The sequence below is a fragment of the Pseudoalteromonas sp. RW-H-Ap-1 genome, from assembly GCF_048318575.1.
Classification (GTDB): domain Bacteria; phylum Pseudomonadota; class Gammaproteobacteria; order Enterobacterales; family Alteromonadaceae; genus Pseudoalteromonas.
In genome coordinates, this window is the sequence record NZ_CP166996.1 from 1,344,414 (window position 1) to 1,365,733 (window position 21,320).

At 40.0% G+C, this 21,320-nt stretch carries 17 protein-coding genes and 1 pseudogene; 12 read left to right on the forward strand and 6 right to left on the reverse strand.

The annotated features are described in order from the left end of the window. Window positions 1-185 precede the first annotated feature (185 nt). Genes AB8618_RS06290 through serS form a run of 5 tightly spaced genes read left to right on the forward strand, consistent with a single transcriptional unit; the run spans window position 186 to window position 6,324 of the window. Window positions 186-2,675 carry a DNA translocase FtsK gene (locus AB8618_RS06290; protein ID WP_413401798.1) on the forward strand — a complete coding sequence of 830 codons (2,490 nt, stop codon included), beginning with the start codon at window positions 186-188 and terminating at the stop codon, window positions 2,673-2,675. Next, window positions 2,675-3,301 carry an outer membrane lipoprotein chaperone LolA gene (gene lolA / locus AB8618_RS06295; protein WP_413401800.1) on the forward strand — a complete coding sequence of 209 codons (627 nt, stop codon included), beginning with the start codon at window positions 2,675-2,677 and terminating at the stop codon, window positions 3,299-3,301. Before AB8618_RS06290 ends, lolA begins: the two co-directional genes overlap by 1 nt. Further along, complete coding sequence (locus AB8618_RS06300) at window positions 3,294-4,637, forward strand: replication-associated recombination protein A (protein ID WP_418157343.1); 1,344 nt, start codon at window positions 3,294-3,296, stop codon at window positions 4,635-4,637. Before lolA ends, AB8618_RS06300 begins: the two co-directional genes overlap by 8 nt. Continuing rightward, a complete protein-coding gene (gene crcB, locus AB8618_RS06305; RefSeq protein ID WP_010389726.1) occupies window positions 4,630-5,010 on the forward strand; it encodes a fluoride efflux transporter CrcB in 381 nt (126 codons plus the stop codon). Before AB8618_RS06300 ends, crcB begins: the two co-directional genes overlap by 8 nt. Window positions 5,011-5,019: 9 nt before the next feature. Continuing rightward, the gene (gene serS / locus AB8618_RS06310) at window positions 5,020-6,324 is read left to right on the forward strand and encodes a serine--tRNA ligase (RefSeq protein WP_413401804.1); all 1,305 of its coding nucleotides are present in this window, start codon (window positions 5,020-5,022) and stop codon (window positions 6,322-6,324) included. Window positions 6,325-6,481: 157 nt separating this feature from the next. Here the strand turns inward: serS and AB8618_RS06315 are convergent. After that, a pseudogene (locus tag AB8618_RS06315) lies at window positions 6,482-6,667 on the reverse strand (PQQ-dependent sugar dehydrogenase); the annotation flags it as partial. Between the two features lie 378 nt (window positions 6,668-7,045). Between AB8618_RS06315 and AB8618_RS06320 the strand changes: the two are divergent. The 3 genes from AB8618_RS06320 to AB8618_RS06330 all read left to right on the forward strand — a co-directional run bounded on the left by AB8618_RS06320 (window position 7,046) and on the right by AB8618_RS06330 (window position 9,556). After that, complete coding sequence (locus AB8618_RS06320) at window positions 7,046-7,990, forward strand: ABC transporter ATP-binding protein (protein WP_409425250.1); 945 nt, start codon at window positions 7,046-7,048, stop codon at window positions 7,988-7,990. Further along, window positions 7,980-9,176, forward strand: coding sequence for an ABC transporter permease (locus tag AB8618_RS06325; protein WP_409425251.1), 1,197 nt, complete (start codon window positions 7,980-7,982; stop codon window positions 9,174-9,176). The genes AB8618_RS06320 and AB8618_RS06325 overlap by 11 nt, the downstream gene beginning before the upstream one ends. Before the next feature lie 182 nt (window positions 9,177-9,358). Next, a complete protein-coding gene (locus AB8618_RS06330) occupies window positions 9,359-9,556 on the forward strand; it encodes a hypothetical protein (RefSeq protein WP_409425252.1) in 198 nt (65 codons plus the stop codon). A 109-nt stretch (window positions 9,557-9,665) separates the two neighbouring features. On the opposite strand, the gene AB8618_RS06335 is transcribed toward AB8618_RS06330, so the two are convergent. Then, on the reverse strand, window positions 9,666-10,778 hold the full coding sequence (locus AB8618_RS06335) for a response regulator (protein WP_409425253.1): 1,113 nt from the start codon (window positions 10,776-10,778) through the stop codon (window positions 9,666-9,668). A gap of 185 nt (window positions 10,779-10,963) precedes the next feature. Between AB8618_RS06335 and AB8618_RS06340 the strand changes: the two genes are divergently transcribed. Continuing rightward, window positions 10,964-11,860 (forward strand): alpha/beta fold hydrolase, encoded by an 897-nt coding sequence (locus AB8618_RS06340; RefSeq protein ID WP_409425254.1) that lies wholly within the window; start codon window positions 10,964-10,966, stop codon window positions 11,858-11,860. A gap of 3 nt (window positions 11,861-11,863) precedes the next feature. On the opposite strand, the gene AB8618_RS06345 is transcribed toward AB8618_RS06340, so the two are convergent. Next, entirely contained in the window at window positions 11,864-13,045 is a 1,182-nt protein-coding gene (locus tag AB8618_RS06345; RefSeq protein WP_413401808.1) for a PQQ-dependent sugar dehydrogenase, read from the reverse strand. Here AB8618_RS06345 and AB8618_RS06350 point away from each other — a divergent pair. Next, complete coding sequence (locus AB8618_RS06350) at window positions 13,030-13,491, forward strand: hypothetical protein (RefSeq protein ID WP_409425256.1); 462 nt, start codon at window positions 13,030-13,032, stop codon at window positions 13,489-13,491. The two genes, AB8618_RS06345 and AB8618_RS06350, sit on opposite strands and share 16 nt — an antisense overlap. 74 nt (window positions 13,492-13,565) lie before the next feature. On the opposite strand, the gene AB8618_RS06355 is transcribed toward AB8618_RS06350, so the two are convergent. Further along, window positions 13,566-14,765 carry an Nramp family divalent metal transporter gene (locus tag AB8618_RS06355; RefSeq protein WP_413401810.1) on the reverse strand — a complete coding sequence of 400 codons (1,200 nt, stop codon included), beginning with the start codon at window positions 14,763-14,765 and terminating at the stop codon, window positions 13,566-13,568. Window positions 14,766-15,142: 377 nt separating this feature from the next. Here AB8618_RS06355 and AB8618_RS06360 point away from each other — a divergent pair, with 377 nt between their 5' ends. After that, a complete protein-coding gene (locus AB8618_RS06360) occupies window positions 15,143-16,234 on the forward strand; it encodes an endonuclease/exonuclease/phosphatase family protein (RefSeq protein ID WP_413401812.1) in 1,092 nt (363 codons plus the stop codon). Window positions 16,235-16,286: 52 nt separating this feature from the next. Here AB8618_RS06360 and AB8618_RS06365 read toward each other — a convergent pair whose 3' ends face one another. Next, complete coding sequence (locus tag AB8618_RS06365) at window positions 16,287-17,450, reverse strand: DUF3103 family protein (RefSeq protein ID WP_409425259.1); 1,164 nt, start codon at window positions 17,448-17,450, stop codon at window positions 16,287-16,289. Between the two features lie 268 nt (window positions 17,451-17,718). Here AB8618_RS06365 and AB8618_RS06370 point away from each other — a divergent pair, with 268 nt between their 5' ends. Beyond that, window positions 17,719-18,138 carry an MAPEG family protein gene (locus AB8618_RS06370; RefSeq protein ID WP_138604895.1) on the forward strand — a complete coding sequence of 140 codons (420 nt, stop codon included), beginning with the start codon at window positions 17,719-17,721 and terminating at the stop codon, window positions 18,136-18,138. A gap of 54 nt (window positions 18,139-18,192) precedes the next feature. On the opposite strand, the gene AB8618_RS06375 is transcribed toward AB8618_RS06370, so the two are convergent. Continuing rightward, complete coding sequence (locus tag AB8618_RS06375) at window positions 18,193-20,994, reverse strand: collagenase (protein ID WP_409425260.1); 2,802 nt, start codon at window positions 20,992-20,994, stop codon at window positions 18,193-18,195. Window positions 20,995-21,320: the final 326 nt, after the last annotated feature.

The window sequence follows — 21,320 nt, forward strand, 5'->3', positions numbered from 1 at the left end:
GATAGAGTAACAGCCTTTAAAATACTTTTATTGTTGCAGCCAATTTTGCTTTGCTTAAGAAAATAATAAAAACTTGTTCATAATCAGGCCATCATGGTTAAGATAAAGTGCATCAAAATACATTTCCTGCTAAGGTATTCTATTGCCAAGTGAGTGTAAAAAATAATAATGAGGGATAGGTAATTATGCGCCTAAACGGTGTACAAAGACTATTAGAAACGGGGCTCATCGTCAGCACCTTTGCAGCGGTATTTATTTTATGTGCTTTAATTAGTTTTCATCCTGCCGATCCTTCTTGGTCGCAAACGGGTGAGTTTACCAATGTACAAAACATTACGGGTACAGCGGGCGCGTGGGTGGCCGACATACTATTACTTACCTTTGGTTGGCTTGCCTATTTTGTGCCAGCGGCTATTCAGCTGCTTGGCTATTTAGTGTTTAAGCAGCCACACCGTATTTTACAACTCGATTACACCACACTTGGATTACGCATTATTGGTTTTGCGCTGTTTATTACCTCAGCCACCGCTATTAGCAGTATTAATTTTGACGATATTTATAATTTTTCATCCGGTGGGGTGGTGGGCGATGTGATTGCATCGGCGATGATGCCAGCGTTTAATTTTACCGGTACCTCTATTTTACTGCTGTGTTTCTTTTTTGCAGGGTTAACGCTATTAACAGGCGTGTCGTGGGTACAATTTGTTGATTACTTGGGTGATTTAATAGTTAGGTTATACCGCTTTTTGGTGACCTATGCTCGAGGTTGGATGCAGCGCGAGCGCATTGCAGGTAAAGTACAAGACGAGCAACCTGATGCTTATTTTGAAGATGATACACGCCAACAAGAACCTGAGCTTGCTAATAAAACAGCAGACAAACCAAAAGCACTCGACAAACCAAAAACTAAAGTAAACGCACCGCAAGACGACGAGTTTATGCCGTTTGACGAGCTTGACCAAATACTCGATCAAGAAATTAGCTTTAGCGCCATAGACGATGAACCTATGGACACAGAAGCAGCACTTAATGCGCTCGATCAAAGCCCAGTGGTTGAACCTGAAAAACCAGCCACAACGGTGGTTTCACCAGCAAGGCCAATTAACAAGCCAAAATCAGGGTTTCAACCGCCGCCAACTGCCAAAGAGAAGTTTGAGCAATTATTAGAGCAAGAACCACCACCGGGGCCATTGCCATCACTGGATTTACTCGACAGACCCGACAAAGCTAAAAACCCAATTTCGCAAGAAGAGCTCGATAGTGTATCGCGCCTTGTAGAAACAAAACTACTCGACTTTAACGTGCAAGCCACTGTGGTAGGGGTTTACCCTGGGCCTGTTGTTACTCGTTTTGAGCTTGATTTAGCACCGGGTATTAAAGTGTCTAAAATTACTGGGCTGTCAAAAGATTTAGCGCGCTCGCTATCGGCAATTAGTGTGCGCGTGGTTGAAGTTATTCCGGGTAAAACCTATATCGGTATTGAGCTGCCTAATAAATACCGTGAAATTGTACGTTTATCAGAAGTCATAAACGCACCTAAGTTTGAGCAAAACCCATCGCCATTAACTATGGTGCTTGGTAAAGACATTGCAGGGCAACCTGTGTGTGCCGACTTAGGTAAAATGCCGCATTTATTAGTTGCCGGTACAACGGGTTCAGGTAAGTCAGTGGGCGTTAATGTAATGATATTAAGCTTACTGTATAAATCGGGCCCTGAAGATGTTCGTATGATCATGATTGACCCGAAAATGCTTGAGCTTTCAGTTTACGAAGGTATTCCGCATTTATTGTGTGAAGTTGTAACCGACATGAAAGAAGCCGCTAACGCGCTGCGTTGGTGTGTAGGTGAAATGGAACGCCGCTATAAGCTGATGTCGGCTTTAGGTGTGCGTAACTTAAAAGGGTACAACCAAAAAGTAATGGAAGCCAAAGAAGCGGGCTACCCAATTATGGATCCATTATTTAAAGACACCGATGGTATGAAAGACGGCCCAGATGAGCTAGATAAATTACCTAGCATTGTGGTGGTTATTGACGAATTTGCCGACATGATGATGATTGTAGGTAAAAAAGTTGAAGAGTTAATTGCCCGTATAGCGCAAAAAGCGCGTGCTGCGGGTATTCATTTAATATTAGCAACCCAGCGTCCGTCGGTTGATGTAATAACCGGTTTAATTAAAGCGAATATACCTACACGTATGGCGTTTCAGGTATCAAGTAAAATAGACTCGCGCACCATACTTGATCAACAAGGCGCAGAAAACTTATTAGGCATGGGTGACATGCTTTATTTACCGCCAGGCACCAGTGTGCCAGAGCGTGTGCATGGCGCGTTTGTAGACGACCATGAAGTACATGCCGTGGTAAACGATTGGAAAGCCCGTGCTAAACCAAATTACATAGACGAAATTTTAAATGGTGATGCCACTGAAGATATTTTGTTACCAGGTGAAGCTAGCGAAAATGGCGATGAAGAATCAGATCCGTTATACGACGAAGCGGTCGCCTTTGTAATAGAAACCGGTAAAGTATCAGTATCATCAGTGCAACGTAAATTACGTGTAGGCTATAACCGTGCTGCACGTTTAGTAGAACAAATGGAAACATCAGGTATCGTGAGTGCACCAGGACACAACGGCGCGCGCGATGTATTAGTACCTAATGGAGCAAATTAATGAAAAAATTAAGTAGTTTATTATTAGTACTGGGCAGTTTAGTTGCTATGCCCAGCTTTGCTGACGACAGCCAAGCATTACAAGATAAGTTATCGACCTTAAAAAGCTTTAAAGCACAATTTAAACAAAACGTAACCGACGGTGAAGGCCAACTGGTAATGCAAGGCCAAGGCAATATTGCGCTGCAACAGCCATTGATGATCCGCTGGCAGCAAACTAACCCAGACGACACATTATTTGTGTCAAACGGCGATAAAACCTATTACTTTGATAGCTTTGCTGAGCAAGTCACTATTATGAAAACCAGCGGTTTAATTGACTCTACACCGTTTATATTGCTCACCTCTAAAGACCCTGCGCAATGGGAAAAATACAGCGTGTTTACCACCGATTTAGGCTTTAGCATTACCCCAAATAAAGGCGTAGAAAGCCAAGTAGAGCAGCTTGATATTACTTTTGCTGATAACGAGCAAGGGCTGGCAAAACTGGTGGTTAAAGATAACTCAGGCCAGCTATCTGCGTTTACATTTAGCAATGCACAGGTTAATACTGAGCTCGATAAAACAACTTTTGAATTTACCCCGCCAGCGGGTGTAGAAATAGACGATCAGAGTAACGGTGAGTAATTTAGGTTTTAACTTTGGGCCCGATGTACGCCCACTTGCTGCGCGGATGCGCCCTTTATCGCTTAACGATTACATAGGGCAACAGCATTTACTAAGTAGCGACAAGCCGCTGCATCAAGCTATTGTTGCAGGGCGCTGCCATAGTTTAATTTTATGGGGGCCGCCAGGGGTGGGTAAAACCACGCTCGCGCAAATTATTGCCAACCATGCCGACGCTGAACTAATTCAAATGTCGGCAGTAACGGCGGGCGTAAAAGATATACGCGATAGCGTAACCCAAGCGCGCGATAACTTACAAAGCCGCGGCCAGCGTACTTTAATGTTTGTTGACGAAGTACACCGCTTCAATAAATCTCAGCAAGATGCGTTTTTACCGCATATTGAAGATGGCACTTTTATATTTGTTGGTGCCACCACCGAAAACCCCTCGTTTGCGCTTAATAATGCGATTTTGTCTCGTGCAAGGGTGTATGTTTTAAAATCCTTGCAAGAAAGCGATTTATACACGGTAATTGAGCGTGCACTTAAACAAGACGAGCAATTAAGCCAAAAACACATCGTGATTGCAGAGAACGCCAAACAGGCGCTATGCCAAGCAAGTGGTGGCGATGCTCGTAAAGTACTTAATTTACTCGAGCAAGCAGTCGATTTAACCACTGAGCAAAACGGCCAATTTCATGTTGATGAACAGGTACTCAGCCAAATACTCCCCACGCATTTAGCCAAGTATGATAAAGGCGGCGATGAATTTTACGATTTAATTTCGGCGTTTCATAAATCAGTGCGAGGCAGTTCGCCCGATGGCGCGCTTTATTGGTACTGCAGAATATTAGCCGGTGGCGGCGACCCGCTGTATGTTGCAAGGCGTTTATTAGCGATTGCTACAGAAGATATAGGCAACGCCGATCCGCGCGCTATGGAAGTGGCTTTAAACGCATGGGATATATTCCAACGAGTTGGCCCAAGCGAAGGTGAGCGCGCAATTGCACAGGCCACCTTATACTTAGCCAGTGCGCCTAAAAGCAATGCGGTTTATATGGCGTTTAATCAAGCCAAAGACGATGCTAAAAATCAGCCAAGTTACCCAGTGCCAGAGCATTTACGCAATGCCCCCACCAATTTAATGAAAGACTTAGGGTATGGCGCAGAGTATCGATATGCGCATAACGAAGAAGGCGCATTTGCTGCTGGCGAAAAATACCTACCGCCAGAAATGGATGGCAAACAATACTATCAGCCAAGTGATCGTGGACTTGAGCAAAAAATTAAACAAAAGCTCGATTATTTAAAAGAGCGCGACGCACAAAGTCCAATAAAACGTTATGAGCATGATTAAACTTTACATGATGATAGCCCTTGGCGGAGCCTCAGGAGCCTGTTTACGGTTTTTTATTAGCGAAACCATGCTAAAACTCCTCGGTAGGGGATTCCCTTTTGGTACGTTGACGGTTAATATTCTGGGTTCATTGTTGATGGGCATTTTGTACGGTTTAATCGATAAGCAGGTTATTGCCGTTAGTCCCGCTAAAACCCTCATCGGAATTGGCTTTTTAGGTGCGTTAACCACCTTTTCAACATTCTCAATGGATTCGTTGTTGTTATTACAACAAGGTCACTTTATTAAAATGGCCCTCAATATCATCTTAAACGTGATGGTGTGTATTTTTATGGCTTGGCTGGGCCTTCAGCTAGTAATGCAAAAAGGTTAAAAAACTAACATGTTAGATTCTAAATATTTACGTCAAGATGTCGAACAAACTGCAGCACGTTTAGCCGCACGTGGTTATGAACTAGATGTAGCGGTAGTGACTGAACTTGAAGAAAAACGCAAAACATTACAAGTAAAAACGCAAGAACTTCAAAGTCAACGTAACGCCAGTGCTAAAGCCATTGGTCAGGCAAAAGCAAAAGGCGAAGACGCACAGCCATTGCTAGACGCAGTTGCTAACTTAGGCAGCGAATTAGACGCAGCTAAAGCAGAGCAAGATGAAGTGCTAGAAGCAATTAAACAAATTGCTTTAGCAATTCCAAATTTACCGGACGAATCGGTACCTGAAGGGGCTGACGAAGACGACAACGTAGAAATTTTAACGTGGGGCACCCCTAAAAAGTACGATTTTGAAGTTAAAGACCACGTTGACGTAGGGCAAGACCTAAACGGCCTAGACTTTGAAATGGGCGTTAAAATTAGTGGCGCACGTTTTACCGTAATGCGCGGCCAAGTAGCGCGTATGCACCGTGCTCTTACCCAATACATGCTAGACACCCACACAGATAAAAACGGCTACACAGAAATGTATGTACCGTACTTAGTGAATAGCGCAAGCCTATACGGTACTAGCCAATTACCTAAGTTTGCCGGCGATTTATTCCACACACTAGGCCTAGTGAACGATGATGGTGAGCAACAAGCTGGCTTTAGCCTTATTCCTACGGCAGAAGTACCGCTTACAAACAGCGCTCGTGATGAAATTTACGAAGAAAGCGATTTACCTGTTCGCCTAACTGCGCACACGCCATGTTTTAGAAGTGAAGCAGGCAGCTATGGTCGCGATACACGCGGTCTAATCCGTCAGCACCAGTTTGATAAAGTTGAACTAGTACAACTTGTAAAACCAGAAGATTCAATGCAAGCATTGGAAGAGCTAACAGGCCACGCTGAGCAAATACTACAAGCACTAGAATTGCCATACCGCAAAGTAATTTTATGTATGGGCGATATGGGCTTTGGCGCAGCAAAAACATACGATTTAGAAGTATGGTTACCAGCGCAAGACACGTACCGCGAAATTTCCTCTTGTTCAAACATGGTCGATTTCCAAGCACGCCGTATGCAAGCACGTTTTCGTCGTGAAGGCGCTAAAAAACCAGAGCTTTTACACACACTAAACGGCTCAGGTTTAGCGGTTGGCCGTACGCTTGTAGCCATACTAGAAAACTACCAACAAGCCGACGGTTCAGTAGTAGTACCAGAAGTATTACGCCCATACATGGGTGGACTGGAAGTGATTGGTAAAGCTTAAAGTACTAGCTGTCAGTTTTTAGCTATAAGCTTTAAGAGAGAAAGCCGCTGTTTTAACGAACAGTGGCTTTTTTGTTGTAGGGAGAAGGTAGGTTGGTTAAGCCGAAGGCGCCACCCAACAGAGTTTTAACTCTCTTTGTCAATTAATTTGCTTTAAACTACATCATCTTTGCCTCTTTTCCATCCGTTAATATGGCCACATTACCTTCCGCGGTAACAAACACATCTCTGAGCCTGCCAATGGCTTCAGAAAAAATATGCGACTGAGTGAATTTACCATTTGCTAAATTAACACTGTAGAGCTTTTTATCGACTAGAGTAGTAATAAGCACATGGCGTTGCAGAAATAGATGACATTTTAATGGTTAAAAAGGGGCGAAAAGAGAAAAACTTACCACGCTGGTTTGCATATAAAATTATGCCAAGATTTAACGGGCTTAAATTTACAGGTATTAGCAGATATTTTTAACGTTACACATTATTCGACGATATCAAAATCTGTCGGTAGGTTGAATGCATTAATGAGTGACGATAAAAAGATTAAATTACAATTGGAAAGGCTTCGAGGATGTTTGATGTCTGAAGTCAAGATTTGATCCTCTCGCGATATATCTCGAAACTTTAGCATTTCTACTCTTTATTAACACTTTTACTTACAAAATATATTTTTATTCACTGGGCGTACCCATTATGATGAAGAAAAACAATAACGAAGAGTTACTATGTCATTAACCATTTCTCACTTAGAAAAACATTATGCCACCGTAAATGCAGTAGACAGACTGTCATTTGAAGTTCAGCGAGGTGAAATTTTTGCTCTGCTTGGTCCAAATGGAGCTGGTAAATCCTCATTGGTTAAAATGCTGGTTGGTTTTACTTACCCAGATGCCGGTGAAATTGAGCTTTTTGACGATAACCAACACTACTCATCAATCCCTTCCCAATTATTGGGCTACTTACCTGAAGACCGAGGGTTATACCCTGAAAAAACATTAAAACAAAACTTACAGTTTTTTGCGCTACTACATGGCGTGTCGAATCAAGATTTTGAACAGCGATGCCAACATTGGTTGAAGAAGTTTAGCCTATACGATCGTTTAAACGACCCGTTGAAGTCTTTATCAAAAGGCAACCAGCAAAAAGTTCAGCTTATTACAGCCATACTGCATGAACCTAAATGGGTAATACTTGATGAGCCTTTTTCTGGATTGGATCCCATTAACCAAGAGTTGGTGGTAGAGTTTTTAGCTGAGCTCAAGCAACAAGGTATGACTTTAATACTGAGTGCGCACCAAATGGCTATGGTAGAAAAACTAGCTGACAGAGTACTGCTGCTTAATAAAGGCCAAAGCGTGCTGTACGGTAAGCTAAGTGAGATCTTTGCTCAATATAACAGCAATATAATTGATGTCAGCTTTGGCCAATCTATCGATAAAGTACAGCTTGAAGAACTTAACGTCACCTGCACCATCAAGCAGCTCTCTTTAACGCGATTAACTATTACGTTAACTGAGCAACAATCACTGAATGAGGTACTGCCACAGCTGCTTAAGTTGGGCGATATTACTGAATTTAAAAATCAATCACAATCATTACATGCTATTTATCTTCAGGCCGTTGCCGAACATAATTCGCACGCTCATCAGGAGCAAAATTATGAAAAATAAAAACGTATCAGCACCACGGCAAGTTTGGACTGTGGCTAAATGGGAGTTCATGCACTTCTTTAAATTAAAGCAAGAAATTATTTCCAAACTCATTATGTTGCTAATCGCAGCTATTATCTATTTTTTTGCCGCTAGTGGAACTGACCTAAATAAACAGTACACCTTGGCGACTAATGCAGAGCAACAACTTTTCAACCAATTAAACCCAAGGTTCAAGTTTAAAAGCGTTGAAGATATTAATTCGGTAGTTAAAAACTTAGGCCAAAATGAATTTGATGGAGCACTTAAATATGACGACGTAGCCAACACATTCACATTAATAACCTATGAAAAAGAAGCATGGCAAACGTCTTTAACCTCAAATATTAACGCTGCATTACAACAACAGCGATTCAACGCGTTGAATTTGACTCAACAGCAACAGGATAGTTTGACTAAAAACATTAATATTGAACATACAGTACTTGATGAGCTATTAAAAAACCAGGCTGATAAAGGGCAAACTTACACAGCATTTGGGGTATTGATCTTATTGTTTGTTGCAATGTTTGGTGTATTCGGTCAACTGTTTGTCAGTATTACAGGCGAAAAGCAAAACCGCGTGACAGAGCAACTAATGGCTACTATGACGCCACAAAATTGGATTGATGGCAAACTAGTAGGACAGATATTACTTGCAGTAAAAACAATGCTTGGGACGCTTATATCAATTGTGCTTTCCATGCTGTTTTTTACCGTAATAATAAAACAACAACCCCTGAGTTTAAGTTTTGTTAATTGGTCAATGCTACCATGGTTTGTAGCGTTTGCGGTATTCGGCCTAGCCATTTGTGCTGCTTTTATGGCAGCCATTGCAGCAGGAATTGATGATCCAAACCACAGTAGTAAAAGTGCATTAATGATGCTGCCAATAGCGCCTATTGTCATTGCATTTTTCACTATGGATGAGCCTAATAGCCTAATCAGTATTGTGTTAAGTTACCTGCCTTTCACCGCTTTTGCTGTTATGCCTGTAAGAATGTCACTTGTTGATTTACCTTTTTGGCAACCGCTTTTATCGTTATTACTTAGTGCAGGCTGTTTTTATTACTTACGCATATTTGCAGCACGTATATTTAAAATGGGAATGAATATGTATGGTAAGGAGCCTAGCTTAAAAGCAATGTTGCTAGCTATTTTTAGATGATTTAAGATATGTGGGTAGGCTTTGCAGTTAGCTACCTGATAAATTTAATTTTAGATACAGCGGCGGGTGCATCTGTTTTAGATAGGTCATGTATTAAAAAGCTTGGAATACAAGAGAAACTAAGTGAATAAAATGCCGCAGGTTTAGGTACAGCCGACCACGAAATGGGCTTAATAGATGTTTTGAAATTTGAATTAGCAGGGCAGTTGTTTGAAAGTACAGAGTTTGTATCACTAAACCTAGACGATGTTCAGCCCGCTGGTGGTGACGATATAATACATGGATTATTAGGCTCTCCATTTTTTAGAAAATACCAAGCTGTATTAGATTTTGGTACTGATACACTGACAATTAGAGAGCCGTTAGCAGGTGGTGAGTAATTAAAGCCACTTATCAGACCTACGTTAAAAGCTAGGTTGGTTAAGCCAAAGGCGCCACCCAACAGAGTTCTATGGTTCTGTCGAGCTTGGTCTATACATTGTACTTATATTATTCGACTGCTTTTAAGCGTTTTGTTATGGCTTGTAATTTTTCTTCTAGCGTAAAAGACAGGACTAAGGTTTCTTCTACAATTTCTTTCGTCTCATCAACTAACCCGACTAGCTCCGACTCTTGCTCTTCATCCAAACCTAGAGTGATCATTTTTGATTGTATAGCTTGAGATAAGTCATTAACGAGTATTTTTACTTGCTTATCTTGCTCTGAGCATAGTTTATTTATGGTACTAAAATCATCAGCGAGTTGGCTTTTAAGGGTATTTAAAGCTTGTTGACGTATCGTCGCTTTTTCTAATTGCTGCTCAATAAATTCCATTCGGCTTTCTATAATAGTAAGTAAAATAGCAAAATTATCTCGAAGCCGTCCGAGTAAGCCTTCGTCTTTTGCATTTATTCCTTTTACAAGTATTGAGCAAGCAGGTGCGTTAAATAATAAGTTAGAGCTAAATGGCACTATCCGTTTTGCTCTTCTGCCTAGTTCTAGAATTTCTTTTTCTAGTTCAGAAATAGTTTGTTTTGGAAATTGGTGATATTGGTCTGCTACTCTAAACTCTACACAGCAGCTGGCGCCTGCATTGTTAAAGTACTGTTGTACGTTAGCAAATAATGCATCTAGATCGGTTACGTCAAGGTTGTCAGTAAAGAATGAAACTAACTCTCCGAGTTCACTTGCTTGTTGCATTGAGGTAAAAGCAGTTGTAGAGGCCACATCGTACATTTCTTTTAGATTATTTCGCTCTGTAATACGCAGTTCAACACGCTTTAATTTTTCGTTTAGTTCCTTAAAGTCTACTGGCTTGGCAATATAATCATCGCCGCCATACCCATATGCTGTGAGTTTGTCTTCACTTGATGTTAAAGCAGATATAAATATAATTTCGCAATCATCGTATTCACCTGATTGTTTTATTTGTTCAACTAAATCGTAACCAGTAAGGCCATTACTAAGTAAAATATCCATCAGCACGACTTGTGGCTGGTGCTGTTCCATTAGCGCTAATATTGCTTCGGTTCCATCAGATGAAGTAATATCGTGTTGCTTGGAAAGCGCAATTTCCATGATGTTTCTATTTTGGGGGTTATCGTCAACGGACAATATTTTCACTTTGGCTCCTTAATTTAGTTATTGTCGTCCTATCTTAAATGATATTAGTCATGGAATTGGCTACCCGCAAATAATAAATTTATGTACATTTTTATAGGTTATTTAAGTAATATCAGATAAAAAGTTAATTATGGTAGATACCTAATTCATCTCGTTTATCACCTTATAAAAGCAGCGAAATTGTTATGAATGTCATTAGTAATACTACAATAATCACTGACTCATTAGCATCGTGGCATAAGAGTCAATCGACGTTTGAATTTCAAGGTCATGAGATTGCATATCATGTGCAAGGCAAACAGGACGCGCCGTGTTTATTACTGATCCATGGCTACCCAACCGCAAGTTGGGATTGGCATAATCAATGGGCTGCGCTGGCTCAACACTTTAAGGTATTTACCCTAGATATGCTGGGTTTTGGTTTTAGTGACAAACCTCAAAATGTTACTTACACCATAAATATGCAAGCGGATTTACTGACATATTTATTAAAGGTGTTTAATGTAAAGGCAACGCATATTTTAAGCCACGATTATGGTGATACGGTAGCGCAAGAGCTACTTGCTAGAAGCAATTTAAATGAGCCGCATGCCATAAAAATACAGAGCGTTTGCTTTCTTAACGGTGGGTTATTTCCAGAAACACATAAACCGGTATTATTGCAAAAGTTGTTACTTAGCCCTATAGGTGCTTTAGTGTCGCGACTTGCAAACTATAAAAGCTTTAAGCGTAATTTTGATAATATATGCGCTACACCACTTGCTGAGAAAGAGCTCAAGGAGTTGTGGCAGTTAATTGCATATAAACAGGGCAAGCCAGTTATGGCAAAACTGATTTATTACATCACAGAGCGTAAATTACATCGCGCTCGTTGGGTGAGCGCTTTACAACAAGCAGATATACCCATGCGGTTAATTTGCGGTATGGACGACCCTGTTTCGGGCCGTCATATGGTTAAACGATATCGCGAATTAATCATTAATCCAGATATTATTGAATTGGAAGGGGTAGGACATTACCCGCAATTAGAACAACCAATTCAAATAACTCAGTTCTTTTTTGAATTTCATACATTAAAATAAAGACTAATTTGGCGTTACCAGCATTAACTTTGCCTCTTTGCCATCGGTTAATATCGCTACATTACCTTCAGCTGTAACAAACACATCTCTGAGCCTGCCTTTAGCCTCTGGGAAAATATGCGATTGGGTGAACTCACCATTTGCTAAATTAACACTGTAGAGCTTTTTATCGACCAGTGTTGTGATAAGAACGTGGCGTTGCAGTGAAGGGAAGGCTGTATGCTTAGTCCCATAATACACCATGCCTGATGGGGCAATTGAGGGCGTCCAATCTACGACTGGTTTAGTCATTCCAGGGTAGCCTCTAAAGGGTGAAATACGCGCTTGTGAATAATCGTTGCCGTTAGTTATTACGGGCCAGCCGTAATTAGTGCCAGCTGTTAAATAGTTGAGCTCATCGCCGCCTGCGGGGCCATGTTCATGGCTAACAATTTGCTTGGTATCATAGTCGTACACTAAGCCTTGAAGGTTACGATGACCAAATGAATAAATAGCATGCGCGTTAGGGTTTTTATGCTTAATAAACGGGTTATCGCTTGGAATAGTGCTATTTAAATTAATTCGTAGCACTTTTCCTAACTGGCTGGTTATAACCTGTGCTTGCTCGCGGTAGTCAAAACCATCACCACTTGAAAACAATAAGCTATTATCGGGCAATACAAGTGCGCGGCCAGAATAATGCTGTGGTGTGTCTTTATCGGTGGCAACTTTATAAATAATTTTTGGCGTTGAAAATTGCGCACCATCAAACCTAGCCTTGGCAACAACAAGCCTATTTGCATCAAGGTCACCTTGAGCGTATGTGAATATAAGTTCTTTTGATTCACTGTAATTTGGCGAAAGCACTATGTCGAGCAAACCGCCTTGTCCCGCAACGTATAAGCCCTCGAAATCTAGTTTAACTCGGGTTTGTTGATTGTTTTTAATGATAACAACATGGCCATCACGCTCTGTAACTAACCAGGTGTCGTTTGGGAGCTTGACCATGCTCCATGGTGAATTGAGGTCTGCTGCTAAGGTACTAGCAGTATATTGCTGTGTTGGGAGCTCGGCACTGGCGTTACACGAAAACACTAAAAGCGAGAGTAGCGTAATACAACGCAAAAATTGTTTACACTGCAAGCCTTTGCTAGTGTAAGGAAAAAGTTTAATTTTAAGTTGAGATAACCATGCAGTTTTTAACACGTATACTCCCGTCATTTTTAGTTTCTTGGTTGCTTACATTCACTCTTGCTAGCTTGTTTCATAGCCAATACGTTGTCAATCAATTAGTTAATGTAGGTGTCGTGGTGGGCTTTAATGATCGTGTTAATTTAACCCTTGAAGACTGGCTTGGCTTGCTCCCCACATACGGCGTTATTATTGCTATTGCATTGACCATTGCATTTTTTGTGACTTGGTTTATCGCGAAAAAGCTTAAAAATCAGGGGGTAAAATTATTTGTAATTGCGGGTATTGTAGCGTTTGCAACAGCGTTAATTGCTATTGAATCAATTATGAATATTACTATTATTGCGGGTGCAAGAGGCTGGGGGTTTTATGCGCAATTACTTGCTGGTGCAGTAGGGGGTTATGTATTTGCAAAACTCATTAAGGCAAATAAGTACAATGCAGAGCATCACGGTTTTTAAGTGAGTATTGGTCTGCAATGAAAAAGCCACTGCAAATGATGCAGCGGCTTTTGTGTATGAATTGCGTGGTGAAATTAAAAAATCAAACTAAAAAGTTTATAACCACTTAAGCCAAAAATAAGCACTAATACCGGTAAAGTAAATAGGTTTACCAACACTGAGTTAGTGTATTTACCCATTACAGAGCGTTGATTTACTAGCCAAACAAGGTAGGCAGTTACAATTGGCAATAATAAACCATTAGCGGCTTGGGCAAAAATTATCACGGCGACAGGGTCTAAACCCAGAGATGCTACGGCAGCACCAAATAATAAAATAACAATGGCAACGCTTTTAAAGCGAATGTTATCCATTTTATTTGACCAACCTAACATGCCACATACCGCGTAAGCGCCGGCAAGAGGAGCGGTTATAGCGCTGGTTAAGCCTGCGGCAAATAAACCAATAGCAAAAAAGTAATGGGCGGCATCACCTAGTAAGGGTTCAAGCTGTACCGCCATATTTGCAGCACTTATTTGCCCTGCATCGGTGCCATAAAACGCTACTGATGCAGTTGATAAAATAGCTAGCGTGATCACACCACCTAAAGTGATAGACACGCCCGTATCTATATTGGTTTCTTTAATTACTTTTTGTTTGTCACTCTTGCTGTTGTGGCGAGCAGCCAGTACCCCTGAGTGTAAAAATAAGTTGTATGGCACTATGGTCGTACCTACCAATGCTAATACTGTGGTAACTGAGCCTTCTGGCATGCTAGGAACAAAACCAGCAAATATGTCACTGAGCGAGGGAGCCGCCATAACAAGCGTAGAGATAAACACTAGGCTCATTAAAATCACTAGTAAAATAAGCGCATTTTCAACAACTTTGTGTTTACCGCTATACAGTAATACGGCACTTAAAAATGCAATGAGTGGCGTCCAAAGTTGGGCATTTACCTGAGGGAATATTTCAATTAATCCCATGCTGGCACCGCTTAAGTTACCAGCTTCGTAGGCGGCACTGCCTACACCTATGGCGCTGATCACTAAAAATATAGCAAGAGATTTAAATAGAGGGGTTTCAATATGGGCTCTTAGTGCTTGTGCTAAGTCTTGCCCGGTGGCTACGCCTAGGCGCGCCGCCATAGATTGTAATAATATGGTGGCAATTACTGAAAATAGTAATGTCCATATGAGTGCAAAACCAAAGTTTGCACCCGCTACGCTAGCGGTAGTAATAGTCCCTGGTCCAATGAAGGCAGCGGTGACGAGTAGTCCTGGTCCTAATCGCATAATTTGACCTTAATAGTGCTTTTTATATTGCTATTTAAAGTTACACCTAACGTTTTTAACGTGATGCCTGTAATATTGCTGCCACTTGTAGTAAGTCCCTTGCAGCGTTAGCCGCCCCTTGGCTTTGCCTTTTTTGATAACCATATGTTAAAAAAGGTCGCGTAGCATACCAACTTGTATATAAATTTAAAGGGGATACGGTGCGTTTGCTCAAACTTTGCACGATTTGATGAGTGTTAATTATTATCAAGCTTTGGTAGCAAGCAAAAATCTTATATGATGTTGACCATAGCACACAATATAAACTTTCAAAGGCGACCATTATTAGTGACTGTAATACATCCCCTTTAGCTGATAACTCAGAACAACCCCCGGAGATGATAATAACTAATTCAACATTAAAAATAGCCACTTTTAACCTGTTTAATTATCTTGAACCACCTAATGCTTATTATGAGTTTGAGCGGATATATACCGCAGAGCAATGGGCTAAAAAACAGCGCTGGATTATTGATTATTTAATAGAGCATCAGCCCGATGTAATCGGTTTTCAGGAAGTGTTTAGCATTGAGTCACTTAAAGAGTTACTAAAGCAGCAAGGGTATGCGTACTTTGCTGTGGTAGATGAGCCGCAGGTAATAGATGATTTTATTTATAAACGCCCCGTTGTAGCAATAGCTACAAAATATCCCATTGTTGAAGTAGCAAGCGTTAAGCATGACCATGAGCTTGCCAGTACTTTAGGGTTAACTAAAGATTTTGCTTTTAGCCGTAGAGTACTTAGAGCCACAATAAGTTTGCCGCATATAGGCAATACCGATTGTTATGTGGTGCACTTTAAATCTAAACGGCCATCAATTGAAATTGATGAAAATAATAAAGAACTAACCGCTGAAAAAAACATTATTGAAATTTTAAAAGCGAATGTAGCGGGTGGCTGGGGCTCAACAATTCAGCGTGGTAGTGAAGCAACATTGCTTATGATAGAAATGATAAGCCGTCGTGAAGCCACGCAACAGCCTATGATATTAATGGGAGATTTTAATAACGACCTAGCTGATGGTGTTTTAAGTCATTTACTAACCAATACACTGCGTTTTGCCCCTACATTTGATAGCAAAACCTACCTTGCAAAATATTGCCTTAACGATGCGTGGCAGTTATTTACAAAGTTAAACGATGATTGTGAGCCTGATGAAGTAGCTAATGAGCCAATAAAAGGTGTTACCGATAAAGATAGCCAAGGTTTAAAACTACCACGAAAAGCAACGCATTACTTTGGTGCAAGCAGCTCTGTGCTTGATTATATTTTGCTGTCTTGTGAGTTTGATTCTGGCTATGACGACAGTTTTTTTGAAGTAAGCGATTATCATACTTACGATCGTCATTTAATTAACCCCGAGTTTGAGCGCGACGATTTAAGTACCGATCACGGCGTTGTATGTATCACGCTTAAACTGCGGGAGTAATGCTTAACTCACCACTGTTTAGTTACCAAGCCAAACAGTGGCGAGTCGCTATTTACTGACGAGGGTTAATCTCTAAAGGTGATAAGGTAATGGTGGCATTACTACTTGCGCCTTTGTAACCTTGATACTCTTTGTTTTCAAACAGCGTGTAAAAAACATCGACATAATCATCGTTATTTACAAACCACTCATCAGGCATTGCTTTAAGTAACTCATTAGTGAGTTTAGGAATAATAGTATAGCCCTGTGCTTGTAAATCAGGAATGCTTGCCATTACTTGCTCTGATATTTCTAATAATTTCATTGCTAAGGTTTTATAATTAGTGTTGTCATCTTGCTCCATTAAAAGCAAATCGACAGCTTGCCAACGATAACGCTGCCAATGAATTAAAACCTGATTAGGGCTGTAATTGGTTTTATCATGATCTAAATAAGGTAAATCAACAATATCTAATATTGGTTCATCCCTGCTAGGATCGATCCCCGTTACGATGGCATAGACTTCTGCTTTTCCTGAAATCCAAGGTTCTTTATCATCCTCTAAATGTATTTTTTTCAGCACGCTAGTTTGTAATGGCTGATCATTATTTATTTGATTTTGTGGGCTAACCATGTTTTTGCTGAATTTGTTAGCTGACAAAATTCCTTTCATTACTGCAATACCCGCATCCTGTACTTTTTGCTGATCTAATTCGACAATAAAAACAGGTTGAGTTGGCATTTGGTCGACACTTAGATAATGAATGTTACCAAACTGATCGAACGCTTCAATCTCGCTCCATTGGCTATCGTCACCAGCGGGTGCAAATGCGAATAAAGGGTTTTCACCTTGTTGCCAATCAGTTAGCATAGTCTCGCTAGCTAAGCGCACTTGTAACAAGCTTCCTGTATTGTTAGGTAAGCCTTTAAGCTGTTGTAAGGCACTATTTGCCTGACTTATATTACGTTGTGTATGCCGTGCTACTGTTGATAACTGATCAGCATTTAAAACTAAGTTATATTTATTTACTGATTGTTTTAAATCAGCATTCAACAATGGATAATTAAGCGCTACTTGCTTTGCGAAATTACGCTTAATAGTTGCTACGTTTTTGTATTGAGCTTGCTGTATCAAGCTTTCTGCATTTTCAATATGATCTTGAGCTGAAAAAGCAGGTACTGATATAAAGTTCAATAATGCCGCCGCAGTTAAAGATTTGGTTATTTTATTTTTCATAAAAATTCCGCCGTTCCATTTTTAGTAACATCTATAAAACAACAATTAGAATAAATGCTCAAGTTAAATTTATAAAATACGTAATTAGTATTAATATTGTTTTAAGGTTTAATATACATTACATAAACACCGTAATTTTTATATAAAGCAGGAATCTATTACAAAAAATGTATATTTTATAAAATAATTTATATACATATCAGTTGGTTAAATTTGGCTTAATAGTTGCTTTAACTATTATTCTAATAACAACACAAAGGAAAAAACAATGACCGATATAGCACATTCTGCGTTTGTAGCATTTTACCTATACTTAATTATGATGTTAGTTCAGTGGGCAGTTGCGACGTTTAGTAAGGCTAAACAACCTGGTGCAGTGCCTGGGAAAATTGATAAAGAGCTATCTCATGGGAGCTTTATATTTAGAGCGCATCGTACTTTTCATAACACCCTAGAAAACAGTGCACTATTTATAGGAACGGTTTTATTTGCTTTTGTAATGAATTATCACAGCTCGGTATTTGCAATTTGTATTTGGGTATATGTGATTGCACGTTTAATTCATATGGCACTGTATTACGCAATTGCCACCGAGAAAAACCCCAGCCCGCGTAGTTACTTCTTTTTAATCAGTGTGATTGCAAACATTGTGATGTTAGTGCTATTGGGACTGCGATTAGCAAGCTAATTAAATGGTTAAAGCGAAAAGCTAATCGGCTTTTCGCTTTAAAAAATATTTATACTATCGGCAACCAGTACTATTAAAGTCAACCACTAGACTTGCGCCCTCACTGTTTCCAGAGACTTTTAGGTACCCCCAAAACTGCTCCTGATCACGAATGAAAATACACTCGTTATTCGCACTATTAGTAGAGTTTGCAATCTCGTTACTACCATTTGGCCAAGTACTATTCGAGTAACTTAAGTCAATATTACCGCTACCATTTGCTGATGTTATTGAAATACCTGACTGACTATTTACATCTGCAATGGCAAACCACATTGGACCACTGTTACTTAAACATATGACTTCACCATCGTTAAGGCGGCCTTCACTTTGCCCTGATGACGTTGCACATGCATCAGGCAGTGAACTATGCGTTTCTTTATATGATGCAGTGAGCTTTACATTATCATAGTTATTATAACCGTTTACCATTACATAATAGTTTCCTACGCGGGCAGGATTGAAAATACATTGTTCGTTATTTCCTTCAAGGTATGGGCGACAGTCATAGCGAGATAAGGTTGGCTCTGAGTCAAAACTGACGTATAAATCAGCATCCCCTGTGCCATCATTTAGACTAAATGTTAATTCGCTAGCGCCAAAAGGGACGTCAAAATTAAACTGTAACTGGGTGTTTTGCTTTTGAGAAATAAAAAGGGGTTGACCATTTATGAGCGTTTGTTTATTACCTTGAGTATTTTCAGTTACGGTTGCGATAATTGTTTTCATATCAATGTCGCCATCGTTATCAGTGACGGTTAATGATACGGTATATTCACCTGACTGCGTGAAAGTATGTGTTGGATTGGCATCTGTGCTGCTAATACCGTCGCCAAAGAGCCAAGTATAACTTACGATATTTCCGTCGCTATCGCTACTACCAACACTTGAGAACGTAATAGGGGTATTTTCTAGGCCTGCATATGGGCCATTTATATTGGCACTCGGTGCAATATTTAACGGCGAACCATATACTAGCTGATCGCACCATTGCACAAATTCATTTTCATAGTTATTAGCCCATTGCTGGGTTTTATTTTTGTACGCACGCCAATTTCCTTGACGTGTGTCTGTGAGCATGGCGTTGAGTTGTTCTTTGTAGCGCTCAAACATAAAGCGTACACCTAAATAGCCCCAACGATAAATTCTATCTTGATCAAAACCATCGTAGTTAGTGGCAAATATTTGCTGCAGGGTAAAACGCTGTCCATTTTTTATGGTATTTATTGCCGCTTCATTATCATTTTGATTCGCGATGTATTCTGCGGCCCCCTCAGACCACCATACAATTTCTTCGGTTGGTGAGTTGAAGTTACCATATAAGTTAAAACGACCGTCTAAGTAATGAACATATTCGTGCTCTAAATTCCATACAAAATGATCCGCTTGTGCATAGCTTGCTTCATAAGCTACAAAGTTGGCTTCGTTATCAATATCAGAAGGATCGCCCTCTAAATACATTCCGCCATTATTAGTATTAATACCAAAAATGGCTTTAGCATACTTGCTATAGTCATCACTACTATCAAAAATATTTACGTATAAAAAACGGTTATAATCATCCGCGACAGGCATATTTTCTGTGGCTAATTTAGCATGAAATAACCCTTCTTCAGCCTGCATTGCATCACATGCTGCAGCGTGTTGACCTGCTGTCATCGCCTGTGAACGGATTTTTATGGTGTTGCTACAATTATACTGCTGGGAAAGTACTTGTTGAGTGAGTGTATCTACAAAATTACAAACACCAAACTTACTGCAATCAGTGTAATAATTTACAATGTCTGCAGCGCCAAGCCACACGGCATCACCATAGCCATAACTTTGATAGGTATTAAAAATATTAGTTAAGCCTGCGTCTACATCAGGTTGAATACTTGCTTTAGAATATTTTTTTAGGCGCGCAAGCTCACTTGCTGCATTTACTATTAAAAACTCTCCGTCAGATCCAATTAACCATTGTTTTTGCGTAAACTCACTTAATTTTATTGCTAAAGCTTTATCGTTTGCTATTAACGTTACAAATTCTTCATTCCACTGCCCGCGAAATAGCAACGTAAAAATTCCATTAACTGCATTACGCATATTCCAACTGCTCGCATAACTTTTATCAAAACGCGTTAGCCATTGCTTAACAACTTCAAGATAACGATGTTGTTGTTCAGCACTATCCATTGTAATAATGACTTCTGACAGTGTTTTACCATGGCCATCGTTGTTATCATAAAAATGTTGATTGTTTACAAAGGCATCAATAGCAGCTGCAACGCTAGGAGTTACCAATGCAGGAAAGTCGATAGAGTCATTATAAAACTCTGCATAAAAGCCGGTTCGCAAATATAAAAATAAAGCTTCGATCTGCTCATTGCCACCACCAGTGTAACTTTGTGAAAGTGAGTTAGCATGGTTAGCTACAGCAATCATATTATCGGTGGTAAAAATCTGTGGTTGAAGATCGGTTGCAGCGAATAACTCGTTGATACACCGTGTACCTTGGCGCTTTACTTCGTCAATAATCGTCACGGGATTTGCAACAGCAAGGGCATTCAAATCACAACTAACGACCATTACCTGACTTAACATTCTCTGCGTTCTAATATGTTGCTGTATTGGCGTTTGTTGAGGTAGCTGTTGCGGCTTTTGTTGTGATCGTGCCACAGGTGCATTGCTATTACTGTATTGGTTTACGCCGTGATGCATGACGCGTTCTACAATAGCAGGCTGCGGTTTAAACGTTCGTTCTTGCTGGGAATGTGCAGTTGCAAAGCCGGTGATACCTAATAGTGGTAAGGCCAAAATAAATGTATATATTTTCATAACTTTCCTTTGATAATGATTATCTCAATCTGTAGTACACAATTGAGGTACAGGGTTGTATCATTTTTCTTCCTGTGTAATCAATAAGTTTTGCTTTTACCTTTAAAAATAATACTTTAGTTTGCTTGGTGTTAAGCTTTAGAGGCAATAAAGTCACATTAGATGCGAAGCACTTGTAGACTTAAAGATTTAAGCAGACTCATAATATTTTTAATTCAATAGCTATTGTCTTTAGTGAGCAAGGGCTTATTAAACGGGTGAGTTTTGTTGACTTATATAAAGTTATTTGAGGAGATGACTAAATACTTATTCTTTAATGGCGTTTT